Raw genomic sequence first — 12908 nt, forward strand, 5'->3', positions numbered from 1 at the left:
CATGGGCGTACCAGAATTAGAAGAATACAAATTCGGTTTTCACGATGACGTGGAACCAGTTTTCAGTACCGGAGAAGGCTTGACAGAAGAAGTCGTACGCGAAATGTCGCGTATCAAGGGCGAGCCAGAATGGATGCTTGAGTTCCGCCTGAAATCATTGGAAACATTCAATAAAATGCCGATGCAGACTTGGGGACCAGATCTTTCAGACATCGACTTCGATGCCATCAAATATTACCAGAAACCAAGTGACAAACCAGCACGTGACTGGGATGATGTACCAGATAAGATCAAAGACACTTTTGAAAAAATAGGGATCCCAGAAGCCGAACGTGCATACTTAGCAGGCGCTTCCGCTCAATATGAGTCAGAAGTGGTCTACCACAATATGAAAGACGAATTCGAAAAACTTGGGATCATTTTTACCGATACGGATTCTGCCTTGAAAGAATACCCAGAACTATTCAAAGAATACTTTTCAAAACTCGTACCGCCAACTGACAACAAATTAGCTGCACTAAATTCAGCTGTATGGTCAGGCGGAACCTTTATCTATGTACCAAAAGGCGTCAAAGTCGATGTGCCACTACAAACTTATTTCCGGATCAATGCGGAAAACACCGGGCAATTCGAACGTACATTGATCATTGTCGATGAAGGCGCAAGTATCCACTATGTCGAAGGCTGTACTGCACCAACATATTCAAGCAACAGCTTGCACGCTGCTATCGTTGAGATCTTCACGAGAAAAGATGCGTATTGCCGATATACAACGATCCAAAACTGGTCAGACAATGTATACAATCTTGTAACAAAACGTGCCAAAGCCTACGAAGGTGCAACAGTCGAATGGATCGACGGAAACCTTGGTGCGAAAACAACTATGAAATATCCAAGTGTTTACTTAGACGGAAAAGGCGCACGAGGAACGATGCTTTCCATCGCCTTTGCAGGGGCGAACCAGATCCAAGATACCGGGGCGAAAATGATCCATAATGCACCGAACACTTCAAGCTCCATCGTCTCCAAGTCGATCTCAAAAGACGGCGGGGAAGTAAACTACCGAGGACAAGTCACCTTTGCCAAAGACAGTGCTGGTTCGATCTCTCACATCGAATGTGACACGATCATCATGGACGAATGGTCGAAATCCGATACGATCCCATTCAACGAGATCCATAACAGCCAAGTATCTTTGGAACACGAAGCCAAAGTCTCAAAAATCTCTGAAGAGCAGCTGTATTATCTCATGAGCCGAGGCTTGACCGAAGCCGAAGCCACTGAAATGATCGTCATGGGCTTTGTCGAACCATTCACCAAAGAACTTCCAATGGAATACGCAGTCGAACTCAACCGATTGATCAGTTATGAGATGGAAGGGTCTGTTGGATAACAACTAATTCATTGCTCGAAACGTTGATATTAAAGCGTTTCGAGCATTTTTTTATTTGTATTTTAATAGTTGGCTACGTTTTTGGCTACGCTCGGAATTATTCGCCCATAAATTTTGCAAATCGGTCACCAGTTTTCTTGATAGATTGTGGTGTGACATGAGCATAGATATTCATGGTAGTTTTAATATCTTTGTGACCTAATCGTTCTTGTACTTCTTTTATCGACGCACCACTTTCAAACAATAAGCTGCAGTGGGTATGCCTAAATCCATGTGGAGTAATTTGAGGCTCCATCGGTGTCTTTTTGTAAATCCAGTCTAACCAATCGTTTACTACTTGGGGGTAGTACAACTTGTTTGTGTTTGTAGTGAAAAGAAACTGTTTTGGTGAATTCGTGTTATAGCCATATAGGATCATTATCTTCATTTGTTCTTGTTGCCAAATACGCAGTTGTTTAAGTGTAAAATCATCAAGCTGAATCGTTCTTGAAGAATTTTTAGTTTTAGGTACCTGTAGCACTACTTGATTAAACTCGTCTTGAGCGATAGTTTTACCAATTGTTACTGTTTTATTGAAATAGTCTATATCTTCCCATTGTAGCGCCAATGCTTCACTTTTACGCATTCCTGTATAAGCTAATAAACGGAAAAAAGTGTACAGTTTAACTGAATTATTTTCTTTAGTATTCTGTAAAAACAGTTGTAATTGATCTTTCGTGTAAAACTTCAAGGGTTGTTCTTCTTCAATTTTTCTTGGAAGTAATGTTTTAGACATAGGATTATCCTTACAGACTTCCATTGCTACCCCAAATTTAAATATTTGAGCAGTTGTTTTTCTCAAGAAACCATATTGTTTTAATGTTTTGTGCCATTCATTCACCTGTTTTTGGCAATAACTAACACTTATTTTATCCAATCGTAATTCCCCAAAAGCAGGTAATATATGGTTTTTGCAAAAACGTTGAGCAACGGCAACAGAAGACGGTTTTACTCTTGTTCTGTAGTTATTAATCCATAATTCATACAACTCTTGAAAAGTTGTAACATTGATTTTAAACTCTTGTTTTTCTTTAAAGTCTACAAGTAGTCTATTAAGTGCTGTTTGCGCCTCAGCTTTTGACTTGAATCTTCTACGCTTTGTACGTATATCCTTTCCAGTCTTGGGGTCTTTTCCTAAATAAGTTTCAAATCCCCAATATTTTTCGCCATTTTGTAATTTATAACTAAAAAATGTTGCCATTTGATTCTCTCCTTACTTCATGATTGCAGGTAGAGAAGTTATTTGAAGAATCAATTGTTTTTAAATTTATCGTGATTATTAGTTAGAAATTTTGCGATCATACTATTTTTCTCATATGGAAAATTGTATTTTTTACTAAGATCAGAGATAAATTTTTCTGTTTCAAATTGGTTTTTAGTAATTTTATAAAAGAAATCCTCGACAGATGAATACTCTGAAAAATCTTTATAAGCTAAGTCCATTTCGTCTAATAATTGTTTTGAAGATTCAATCATTGTTTCTTTTTCACCGTATTTGAAATCACCGTTTCTTATCTTATCTTGAAGTTTACTGTTGGCCCTTTTGAAGAATAGTTCTTTAGAGATAGAGTGTCTTTGGTTAGCGTACTCTTCAATCAGAGGATTGATATTATTAGCAAGTATCTCATTTAGATAAATTTCAAAATCTTTTGAGTAATATTTTGTAAATATATTTTTTATTATAGGATTCAATAACTCATAGTCTTTATCTAGCGAAAACGTATCACTATATCTTTCTTGAATGTCTTTAAAGACTTTGTGAGGTATTTCTGGGAAGTCCTTAATATATAGCTCATACCCTATATCGATAAGGTATGAAGTTATATATTCTTCTAAAGTTCCCCATTTAATCCAGTCAATTGTTGAATTAGTGATAGTTGATAATAATTTCAGCTTTTGTGGATTTGGCAAATTGGTCCCACGTTCCCAGTTGGATATGGTCGCACGTGGTGAATTATCTATTTTCCTTCCAAGTTCTTCCATAGTAAAACCACATGAAAGGCGTAATTGTTTGATTCGTTTTCCTGCTTCTGAAGGATTCGGCTTCATCTTTTTTCTCCTTTTTATTTTTAAAGATAGTATATCATATTTATAAAATAAAAGTATTTAAAAGTATTTACTTTTTATCTGGAGTATGATACTTTATTCTTATAAGTACAAATAAATACATTTTTACGCAATTTGTATTTATTTGTACTTATAAAGGTAGAGGAGTTATAGAATAATTAATTAAAAAGGAGAGGTTTTTGTGGAAGCAATAAAATTAATGATTTCAGAAGAACAGGAGGAAATGTTTCTAAAGCAGTTTTATCAAATTGCTACAAAAGCTATTGAAAAGGCTCAAGAAAATGCGGGGATGACAAGGGAATATCTCAATCAAAAAGAAATGGCGGAATACTTAAATGTGAGTGAAAACTTTTTAAAAAATGCTGTGAGAAATGAGGGATTGCCCGTAGTTGAATTAGGGGCAAGAAAATTTTATTCGAAAAAGGCAGTTAATGAGTTTATGTTTGCTCGAATGAAAAGGGGGGAAAATATTGGAAGATGATGAAGTAGAAATTATAAAAAAATGCTTTAAAAAAAGAAAAAAAGTGTTCCCAAAAGTTTGCAGACTGGGGGAACACTCAATAATAAAGTGCTGAGAAAACTTTATTTATAGCTATTATATCAAAAAAGAAGGTGAAAAGGTGTTTTCTTCTGGAAATGTTGTAGTTGACAAACTTAGAGAAATAAATTTTGACGGAAATGTAATTCCACACACATGGTACGATCAATTAAGAAAAAAAACGAAAAAAGGTGTTGAGAAGCCCTATTTGAATGCAATAGTTATCTTAGCAGAAATTACTTACTGGTACAGACCCCAAAAAATTTTTAACGATGAGGGCCAGTTAATTGGATATAAAAAGAAATTTATTGAAGATATTTTGCAAAAATCATATAAGCAATTAAGCAAAAAAACAGGACTATCAGAAAGAGCTATAAAAGATGCAATTGTGTACTTAGAGAAAAAGGGAATTATCAAAAGAGTTTTTAGAAATATTTATTATGAGCAAAGAGCAGTTACATTATCAAATGTTATGTACATTGTTTTAAATGTACATAAATTGATAGAAATTACTTTTCCTGCTTTAGATCGTGAAAAAAAGGAGTATGTGTCGAAAATCCGTCAGAGGGTTATCGAAAAAAAGAGATATGTCTCTTTAAAAAAAGGTAGAGGTATGTACAAATTCGTATATACGTATACAAAGACTACTTCACAGAACACATCAAAGACTACTCCCGTTATGGAAGAAGAGGATATTAATATAAAGAGGATTTACAGTAAGATTAGTGTTCTTTATGAAGCAAATAACGAAGATGGTCGAAAATTATTTCAAGTGTATCACTATTTGAAAAACGCTAATGTAGACATAAAAGATATCAGAAAAATCATTGAATTTTTATATGAAAATACTCAGTATCTTAACGCTCAATGCATTATAACACAACATAAAGCATGCGTTTTTCAAGCAAAAACAGATCAAGGACTATTCGATTACACAAAGTTTTTTCTAAAGGGACTTCAAATTAGATATAAAAATCAGCTTCTAGAAAATATAGAAACTACAGATCAATTCAATAAAGCCTTCAGAATTAAAGAGTTACCTAAAATCCCTATGCATAATTGGTTAGAAGGAGAAAAAACATGATTAAAAATCGTCTAATAGATCAAATATGGTGTCTTGATCAAAACACAGATACTCTCGAACTAATCGAGAGTATCTGCTTCAATACTGTAGTTCTCGATTTAAGATCTGAAAATGACAAATGTGTAAAACTCACATCATAATTGACAGAAAAACAGCTCAGAAGCTTTCTGAGAGCCTAAAAAAATGGGCTGAGGGAGGTAACAATGAAGGTAATTAAGAGTAAAATTAATTGGTTGTCGATTAGTTTTCTTATTCTAACAGCTATGATTATTTTTACGAGTAACGTTGCAGAAGGCAGTGTTTTCAACTGGTTTGATGATACAAAAAGCCAAACTGAGTTTTTAACTAATCCACTTTATCAGAATTATCTTAAAAAATATAACGGAAATTTTTACAGTCAGTTCGGTATGTGGATAGGTTGGTCTGTTATAAAATCAATGTTCGCTGTTGTCGATGGTATTCAAAATATGATTCCCGAGGTTTTAGATTTGTTTAGCTTTGTGGAAAGTGCTGGATTGAACAAAGTCTATCAATCAGTTTTAAGTACCATTGTTGTTGGCTTAATGATACTTTCACTAGTGATTATTGGTTATAAAATGATTACAGGTAAAGGAACGGTTGATCTAAAATCTGTTGGAATGAATGTTGTAATGTCAATTTTATTGATTCTTTTAATGCCAACTTTGATTCACAGCGGAATAGAGTTTTCTAAAACCTTTTATAATGATTCAACTACGATTACAGATTCAGATGAAGGCGTGGCGTGGTCGCTGATTGAACAAGGGGTTACTGATTTAGCTTATATCAATAAAACGGATCAATATTCAATGATCGATAAAACAAATGACCGAAATAATCTAACAAAAGAAAATTTCTGGAAAACAGATCTTACACAAGTATTGACAGATAATGTACTCGACAAAATGGAAAAAGAGAACCCAATAGCTGATAATCTGCGTTATGAATTAGTTGAAAATTCCGATAATGAATTTGTTGCAACAAAATTTGATGATAACTTCTTATCTACCTTTTCAGATGGTTTAAAGTCGGGATATTATCGTTATCAAGCGAATTTATGGGGGATAGCAATAGGATTGATAGCTTTAGCAGTCGCCTATGTTTTCAGTGCTTTTGTCATCATTACAGCAATACTAGAACTTGCATTTAAACGTGTGTTAGGTGTTCTTGTTTTTGCAACAGATATTGAGACAGGACAGCGTTCAAAAGTTGTTTTATCAGATATTCTACAATGTTACTTAACTGTTGGATTTCAAGGATTTGGACTATCCATGTTTGCTATGTTTATCAATTTTCTGAACTCAGGACAAGGTATCTCAACAAATATTTTTATAAAAACAATTGCTTATATTTGTGCTGTGTTTGTTTTAATAAAAGGCAGTGGAACAGTCATGCGTTACTTTGGCGTGGATATTGGTTTAAAAGAAGGCTATGGCCAGCTTGCTTCAGCATTCGGCATGGGCGCTATGCTGTTTAGAAAAGGATCAAATGGATTTAATCGTGCAAAAGGAAGTGGAAACGGAAATGGATCAGACAGCGGAGAAGTAGAAGATCGAAAACCAGAAAAGAATTTCGGCGAAAGTATATCAAAAAAAGCTGGCAAAACTGGAAGAGCTTTGGGATATGCCCATGAACGTGGATTATCAGGTTTAGCTTCAGATGGAGCTACAATGGCTAGTGAAAGAGCAACAAAACCATTTAAAAGTATGCGTGATATAGCTAATGATACCAAGAATAAGTTCAAAGAAGGTTTAGATGATGGTACAGTGTCCGCAATTAATAAAAATAGCAAACCTATGTTAGCTAAAAATAAAGAAGATGAAACTGGAAAATATGCTGATTCCATGCCAACACGTCTTTCGGATAGAAAAGATGGTGCTAAGGTTGAAAATGCTGATAGAATTATGTCTAGTTCTGAACGTATGCGTGAAGCAATGAAAAATAATGCTGAATCGAATAATAATCCTGTAAGTGCAATTCAGCAAAAAGTCCAACAAGATATTGAAGAACGTAAAAATGCTATGCACGGTCAAGCTAAGTCTGCTGAAGAATTAATTAATCAGAAGCGACAAGAAGCGAAATACACGCCTGAAGCAATGAATCACGAGGAAATGATAAGGAAACGTGTAGAAGGACGTACAGGCGCTAATATGGACGAAAAAGAAACGTTGACCAAAGAAAGAATTCAAGAAGCTAAAAATTCAAATACAGGATTAGAAAAATTAGTCAAAGAAAATCTACAAAATTCTACAAGTAGTCAAGGTGGCCGATCAGTAAATGTCCGAGAAAATATTCAAGGTTCACTGAATGGTCATGTCGGACGGAATGTTGATGTAAGAGAGAATTTACAAAGTTCTTCAAATGCTCAAGGTACTAAGACAATTGATGTTCGAGAAAATCTGCAAAGTAGCAGTACAAGTCAACCAAAAACAGTAGATGTTCGAGAAAATATACAAAATTCTACAAGTAGTCAAGGATTCAAAACAGTAGATGTTCGGGAGAACGTTCAAAAAGATAGTGGAGAAATGAAAGAAAAAACACAAAAAATCAATATCGTTGAAGACAGAAAGTCAGCGAAAAAATTTGATTCAAATCATGAAACAGTGATTATTGATAGTGAAATCCGTGAAAATGATAAGGGATCAAAACCAAGACGAAGATTCACTTATGAAGACAACGAGTTATTCAGAGATACACTTAATGATCCTAATCCGCTTTTCGATAATCTATAAAAAAAATAAAAGGGGGGATTGTCATGCAATTAATTCTAAAGATTAGTACGCATGATTTCTTAGAACTTGACGAATTATGTGAATCAGTAAAGAATGCAACAAATAAAAAAATCACGGTCACTAATTATATTGAACTGATGATTCAAGAAGAATTAAAGATGAAAAATGAGCTTATGAATGAACTTAGTCACATACAAAAAGGAGCATGAAAAATGGCAAGGAAAAAACAAAAATCAATTGCAGATTTGAAAAAAGAACTCGCCGAGTTGGAGAGAAAGCTTTATCCCGAACTGGGAAAGTTTGCCTATGAAAAAACAGGAATTTCATCAGTAAAAGAGTTTGAAGAAACTTTTGAGATTAATCAAAAAGGTACTCGAGAAAAATGGCAAAAGGCGGTAAATTTCGCGAATAGCGAATTTACCCTAGTGCATGAATTTCTTGCAAGCGATCAATTGTTGGAAACGAAGTTCCAACAATTTTTGAGAAGAAAAGGAGAGACAGCGTATCGAATTTTCTATCGAGAAGAGGCGCAAGAAGAAAGTGTTAGGTAGCTGATTTATCGGCTATCTAATCTCGATAAAATGCGGAGCATGAGGGTGCTCGTAGGGAGTTTACTCCCTCGACAAGCGGGGAAGGGTTCCCTTTCCCCTCGCTTGCTTCTTTTGAACTTAAAAATAATATTGGAAAGGAGAAGTGCGCATGGCAATTGATGTCAGTAAACTACCATTAGAAGAAAGGCGAAAGCGATATAAACGTAATGAAGATAGTCGACGACAAAATAGGCCGATAAAGTTTCGAGTAGACGATTATCAGTACCAAGAGCTAGAAAAAACAGCAGACATTTTTGGTTTATCTGTTCCAATGTACGTGAAGAAAATCGCAGTAGACAACGCAGGGAAAAGTCTAAAATATACCGATCGACAATATAAAGAAATTAATTTTCATTTACTAGCAATAGGAAGAAATTTGAATCAATTAGTGAAAACAGCAAATTATTTGCGTGTTCAGTTAAATAAAAAAGATACCGAGATACAAAAAGAAGAACATCAGAGTGTTTACTTATCTTTTACAACTAAGCAAGAGCGATTAAAGCGGCTATATGCTGAAAAAAATGACTTAATGATACAAATAAAATCAATAAGTGATCCATTGAATCGCTTGGAAAAAGAGTTGAATAAGTTATGGGCTCGATTATAAAAATTGCTTCAAAAAGTAGGAGTATTCATAATACAATTTCATATATGTTAAATAAACAAGAAGATTCTGAACTCGTGACAGGAATTGGCGTATCGAATGATTTAAATGCTATTGAGGATTTTAAACGAACCAATGAAATTTTTGGTGATAAAGGGAAAATAAAGCTTTGGCATTTTACACAAAGCTTTGATCCACTAGAAGATACTTCCGCTGAAAAAGCACATGAGTTGGGTGTTAAGTGGGCAGAAAAAATGTTTCCTAACCAGTCAATTTTGGTCGTCACACACACAGACAAAGGGCATGTTCACAATCACTTTGGTATTTCGCCAAACGATCAGCGAACAGGAAAGAAAATGGATATTCGAAAGAATGATATTCGAGTTTTGCAGGCCTGGAATGATAATATACTTATTGATAATGGAATTAGCCCACTTGATATGTATAAGTATAATCATTTAGTTGCAGATCGTGAAAATTGGAAAGAACGTGAATTTAGAACTGAAAATAAGATTTCAAATCGAGAAAAAATAAAACTAGCTGTTTCTGAAGTTGCTCAGTTTGCGAAAAATTATGATGACTTTCATGCGGAATTGAAGAAAAAACATTCTGTTGAGACCTATCGATTTGCCAAAAATCAGCGTATTGGGTACAAACTCTTAGATTCTGAAGGTGGGTTAATCTTAAAGATTGGCGGAAAGCGTTTAGGGCAAAACTATGATATGAATTATCTTGATGATTTGTTCACAGAAAATAAAAAAGCGGAGCAAATTCAATCTGAAGAGGTACTCACTGAAATTGCTATTCGACATCTTGGTAAATCGTTAAATGGTAGAGCGGATAGTAGAATTAATTGGCAAGAACGAGCGCAACGCTTTGAATTAGATAATGAGAATATACCATTTCTTAGATCATCAAAAGATTATGAAGAATTTTATGACAAATATAAATTTGAAATAGAGGACAGAATAGAAATTTTATTAGATGTTTTTGGTGAGAATAAAGCCCAATTCTTTGGATTTGCAGTGGAAGAGGAACCTTTAAAGTATAAGAAGAAATGTGTAGATTTGGTGTATAAAAAAGTTGTTTATGATATCGCAGAGAGTTTATCAACTGATTATGACCAATTTAACATTCATGATACTGAACCCGATTTAGAACGTAATTTTAAGAAGCGTTATATTCAAGAAACAAAACGTGTTCTTTATTTATTTAATCGTGCAATTGATGATGGTACGATTGAAAAAGCTCGGAAAGAGTATGAAGAAACAGCAAGAAAAATTGATTATCAAAAACGACAAAATCAATATGATATGGATTTTTGAGTAAACAGGGAGAGGGAAAAAATGAACTATCCATATTTTAAAGTCTCGGCTTCAGAAGAAACTAAAGAAATATTCAACAATTTTTACAACCAAAACAAAGGAGTTTTTGGTTCCAAGGCAAATATGTTTCGTGTTATGGTTTCAAATTTACCAGTGTTAGCTAGTCCATCAAATAATAAATTTAATGATCCTGAAAGCATTAAATTTGAACAAAAAATTTCAGAACTAGAATCAATGATAAGTAATGAAGTAATTGAAAAGCTGGATGACATTGATCAAAAGTTATCGTATTCTCTGAAAAACAAATACAAAACGGAGGAGAAAAAAGATGTTTAAAGTTTACTTCCCGTTTCAGTGGCTCGTTAAAGGAATTTTTTTAGTGCTACTAGGATTGATTCTTTTTGGAAGTTATCTAACAATTAAAGCCAGATATTTTCCAGAAGAAAAGCCAATAAAAATTGTAACAAAAGATTTAAAAATAGGTGAAACTTATCAGGCAGATGGGGTTGAATTAACATTTAAAAATATTGAATTGACCGAAAAAAGAAATGAATTTGCACAACATGATCGTGTATTACAAATGACCTATACACTTAAAAATGATACAGAAAATCCGATACGTCCGCAACAATGGTCGATTGAAAATAAGGATGGTGAAGAGCTTTATGAGTATGCTATGATATTGGATAATCCAGAGTATATTGAAAGTGGCAAAGAAGAAACCGTAAATTACTATTATGAATTACCGATTGAAAGGCAGGACTACCAAATCGTAGTACGTAGAGCGAATGGTTATTTTGTTGGATTACCCTTTACTTTGTAAGTCTTATTTTGTTAGTGGCTTTTAAGTTAATATCATTTTTGTGATTTTTGAAAATGAAAGTGAGGAAATTGGAAGAATGGCTGAAGAAAATAAAGTTGATCCGCTTGAAACACTAGTGATAAATAAGAAAGAGTTTGAGCAACTTTTTCTTGATTTTTTTGTTCAATATGACAGGATTTATGATTTTAGTTCGTCACTAGATTTATTTGAATTAGAAGCAGAAATAATAGAAAACAGTCGAGAGGAGAATGGTAAAATCATCATTTCAGTAGAAAAATTCAATGAATTATTCTCTGAAACATTTGAAATAGATACAGATTATTATCAACCACAAGAAGTTTTCCAATCATTTAGAAATCAGATTATTCGCTCAGGTAAGACCGTAAACTGAAAAACAATAAAAGGAACGTTGAAAGAATAATTATTCCTTCAACGTTTCTTTTTTAGAATGTTTTAATGACCAAAGCAGTTTCATTGTCAGGCTTAGGTAATTCATGAAATCCCGTATTTATAGTGCTCAATTGATCAACTAACCATGTTTTACTTTTTGAATTGTAGATAAATCTAAAATTAATATCGTTATTATCGTGTTGAAGGGGCGTCTCCAAATAATCTGCTGTATATTCATAGTCAACGTAACCTGCTAATACAAAAGAGAGTGATCCATTATTTAGTGTCAGATTTAATGGGCGGTCATAAGCTTTTATTTTTTTTAACGTCATATTGTACATATCTTCAGCCATAAAAGTTGAGTTCGTGATTTCATCTTGGGTTTCATTGAAAAAGTTATCCGAATAATCGCTTATTTTTGAAAAGTCTTTATTGGAACCAGCCTCAAAAAACTGTTCAACTTTTTCAGTATAAAGTTGTGCTAACGCTCCTTTTTCAATATTAGCTTTGATATTTTCATGTCTATCAATTTGTGTGCTGTTCAGTAAGGGAAGATCAGCTTTTAGTTTTATATCGTCTTGATTTCTTTCAATTTCAATTGACAAAATCTTTTCAGTAAATTCAGTTTCTGATAAAGGGACATCTAGCTTTTTATCATGATAATAAGCTTCAAATCCATCTGGAACCGGAAAAAAATGTATTGGGTAATTCTTTTCTGAGGTTGTTGTACTAGTTTCTGTACTTGTAGAACTTATGTCAGAAGTGGTACACCCGCTTATAGTTCCGATGAGTAAAGCGCAGGTTAGAATGATTGCAAATTTCTTCAAAAAAATTCCTCCTTAAAATTGTGTGTGGACTAATACTAGTCCCATTGTAGCATACCAAATCTTTAATATTAATAAGAAAAAGGACTAATTTTAGTCCAAAAGGTGTGCTATTCTTGAAAGAGGAAAAAATTAATGATAAAGAAAATGTAATCGGTAGCAATATTAGACGAATCCGAGTAGAAAAAGGAATGGGCCAAACAGAATTAGTACGAGAACTACAGCTTCGTAAAATTGCTATAACCAGGGAAACATTGGTTAAGATTGAAGGCGGCCGGCAACACATTAAGTTAGATCAATTGAGAGCTATTAGGGATATTCTAAAGGTGCCTTATGAAGACTTGCTTCAATGACTACTTGTAGTCAGCTGGATTTAAATTATTAATATTACACCCTTATATGTCACATGTAAATGTTGGTATAATAAGGATGATATATGTCGTTAAGGGTATACTTATAAATTGTATAGAGATAAGGAGAT

At 33.7% G+C, this 12908-nt stretch carries 15 protein-coding genes and 1 pseudogene; 13 read left to right on the forward strand and 3 right to left on the reverse strand.

The features are described 5' to 3' along the window. Nucleotide 1: 1 nt before the first annotated feature. Entirely contained in the window at nucleotides 2-1393 is a 1392-nt protein-coding gene (sufB, locus tag G7Y42_RS00240; protein ID WP_165002760.1) for a Fe-S cluster assembly protein SufB, read from the forward strand. Between the two features lie 97 nt (nucleotides 1394-1490). Here the strand turns inward: sufB and G7Y42_RS00245 are convergent, their stop codons facing one another. Further along, on the reverse strand, nucleotides 1491-2633 hold the full coding sequence (locus G7Y42_RS00245; RefSeq protein ID WP_165002761.1) for a tyrosine-type recombinase/integrase: 1143 nt from the start codon (nucleotides 2631-2633) through the stop codon (nucleotides 1491-1493). A 50-nt stretch (nucleotides 2634-2683) separates the two neighbouring features. Next, nucleotides 2684-3481, reverse strand: a complete 798-nt coding sequence (locus tag G7Y42_RS00250) for a helix-turn-helix transcriptional regulator (RefSeq protein WP_165002763.1) — start codon at nucleotides 3479-3481, stop codon at nucleotides 2684-2686. Nucleotides 3482-3680: 199 nt separating this feature from the next. On the opposite strand from G7Y42_RS00250, the gene G7Y42_RS00255 reads away from it, so the two are divergent. From G7Y42_RS00255 to G7Y42_RS00305, 11 genes and pseudogenes are all read left to right on the forward strand, one after another. After that, nucleotides 3681-3980 (forward strand): helix-turn-helix domain-containing protein, encoded by a 300-nt coding sequence (locus G7Y42_RS00255; protein WP_002287692.1) that lies wholly within the window; start codon nucleotides 3681-3683, stop codon nucleotides 3978-3980. Nucleotides 3981-4245: 265 nt separating this feature from the next. Next, nucleotides 4246-5121 (forward strand): hypothetical protein, encoded by an 876-nt coding sequence (locus G7Y42_RS00260; RefSeq protein WP_165003340.1) that lies wholly within the window; start codon nucleotides 4246-4248, stop codon nucleotides 5119-5121. Beyond that, nucleotides 5118-5338, forward strand: a pseudogene (locus tag G7Y42_RS14945) (hypothetical protein). Before G7Y42_RS00260 ends, G7Y42_RS14945 begins: the two are co-directional and overlap by 4 nt. Beyond that, complete coding sequence (locus G7Y42_RS00270; protein ID WP_206215479.1) at nucleotides 5310-7871, forward strand: pLS20_p028 family conjugation system transmembrane protein; 2562 nt, start codon at nucleotides 5310-5312, stop codon at nucleotides 7869-7871. Before G7Y42_RS14945 ends, G7Y42_RS00270 begins: the two are co-directional and overlap by 29 nt. Nucleotides 7872-7894: 23 nt before the next feature. Next, entirely contained in the window at nucleotides 7895-8080 is a 186-nt protein-coding gene (locus G7Y42_RS00275; RefSeq protein ID WP_165002767.1) for a hypothetical protein, read from the forward strand. Between the two features lie 3 nt (nucleotides 8081-8083). Beyond that, entirely contained in the window at nucleotides 8084-8422 is a 339-nt protein-coding gene (locus G7Y42_RS00280) for a hypothetical protein (RefSeq protein ID WP_099098420.1), read from the forward strand. A gap of 148 nt (nucleotides 8423-8570) precedes the next feature. Continuing rightward, complete coding sequence (locus G7Y42_RS00285) at nucleotides 8571-9068, forward strand: hypothetical protein (RefSeq protein WP_047632222.1); 498 nt, start codon at nucleotides 8571-8573, stop codon at nucleotides 9066-9068. Next, the gene (locus G7Y42_RS00290) at nucleotides 9053-10390 is read left to right on the forward strand and encodes a relaxase/mobilization nuclease domain-containing protein (RefSeq protein ID WP_165002769.1); all 1338 of its coding nucleotides are present in this window, start codon (nucleotides 9053-9055) and stop codon (nucleotides 10388-10390) included. Before G7Y42_RS00285 ends, G7Y42_RS00290 begins: the two co-directional genes overlap by 16 nt. A 21-nt stretch (nucleotides 10391-10411) precedes the next feature. After that, complete coding sequence (locus tag G7Y42_RS00295; protein ID WP_002320994.1) at nucleotides 10412-10726, forward strand: hypothetical protein; 315 nt, start codon at nucleotides 10412-10414, stop codon at nucleotides 10724-10726. Further along, nucleotides 10719-11213: a hypothetical protein gene (locus tag G7Y42_RS00300; RefSeq protein WP_165002771.1), complete on the forward strand. Its 495-nt coding sequence runs from the start codon at nucleotides 10719-10721 to the stop codon at nucleotides 11211-11213. The genes G7Y42_RS00295 and G7Y42_RS00300 overlap by 8 nt, the downstream gene beginning before the upstream one ends. 76 nt (nucleotides 11214-11289) lie before the next feature. Continuing rightward, nucleotides 11290-11604, forward strand: a complete 315-nt coding sequence (locus G7Y42_RS00305; protein ID WP_165002773.1) for a hypothetical protein — start codon at nucleotides 11290-11292, stop codon at nucleotides 11602-11604. 52 nt (nucleotides 11605-11656) lie between these two features. Here G7Y42_RS00305 and G7Y42_RS00310 read toward each other — a convergent pair whose 3' ends face one another. Then, nucleotides 11657-12430, reverse strand: a complete 774-nt coding sequence (locus tag G7Y42_RS00310) for a hypothetical protein (RefSeq protein WP_165002775.1) — start codon at nucleotides 12428-12430, stop codon at nucleotides 11657-11659. A gap of 104 nt (nucleotides 12431-12534) precedes the next feature. Here G7Y42_RS00310 and G7Y42_RS00315 point away from each other — a divergent pair, with 104 nt between their 5' ends. Next, nucleotides 12535-12780, forward strand: a complete 246-nt coding sequence (locus tag G7Y42_RS00315; protein WP_165002777.1) for a helix-turn-helix transcriptional regulator — start codon at nucleotides 12535-12537, stop codon at nucleotides 12778-12780. Nucleotides 12781-12908 lie beyond the last annotated feature (128 nt).

Origin of the sequence: Enterococcus sp. ZJ1622 (genome assembly GCF_011038845.1) — a bacterium.
Lineage (GTDB): Bacteria > Bacillota > Bacilli > Lactobacillales > Enterococcaceae > Enterococcus_B.

What these genes read in the sequence shown, in the direction of transcription:
- sufB (WP_165002760.1), top strand. Translation starts at nt 2, where the DNA reads ATGGGCGTACCAGAATTAGAAGAATACAAATTCGGTTTTCACGATGAC.
- G7Y42_RS00245 (WP_165002761.1), bottom strand. Translation starts at nt 2,633, where the DNA reads ATGGCAACATTTTTTAGTTATAAATTACAAAATGGCGAAAAATATTGG.
- G7Y42_RS00250 (WP_165002763.1), bottom strand. Translation starts at nt 3,481, where the DNA reads ATGAAGCCGAATCCTTCAGAAGCAGGAAAACGAATCAAACAATTACGC.
- G7Y42_RS00275 (WP_165002767.1), top strand. Translation starts at nt 7,895, where the DNA reads ATGCAATTAATTCTAAAGATTAGTACGCATGATTTCTTAGAACTTGAC.
- G7Y42_RS00280 (WP_099098420.1), top strand. Translation starts at nt 8,084, where the DNA reads ATGGCAAGGAAAAAACAAAAATCAATTGCAGATTTGAAAAAAGAACTC.
- G7Y42_RS00285 (WP_047632222.1), top strand. Translation starts at nt 8,571, where the DNA reads ATGGCAATTGATGTCAGTAAACTACCATTAGAAGAAAGGCGAAAGCGA.
- G7Y42_RS00290 (WP_165002769.1), top strand. Translation starts at nt 9,053, where the DNA reads ATGGGCTCGATTATAAAAATTGCTTCAAAAAGTAGGAGTATTCATAAT.
- G7Y42_RS00295 (WP_002320994.1), top strand. Translation starts at nt 10,412, where the DNA reads ATGAACTATCCATATTTTAAAGTCTCGGCTTCAGAAGAAACTAAAGAA.
- G7Y42_RS00300 (WP_165002771.1), top strand. Translation starts at nt 10,719, where the DNA reads ATGTTTAAAGTTTACTTCCCGTTTCAGTGGCTCGTTAAAGGAATTTTT.
- G7Y42_RS00305 (WP_165002773.1), top strand. Translation starts at nt 11,290, where the DNA reads ATGGCTGAAGAAAATAAAGTTGATCCGCTTGAAACACTAGTGATAAAT.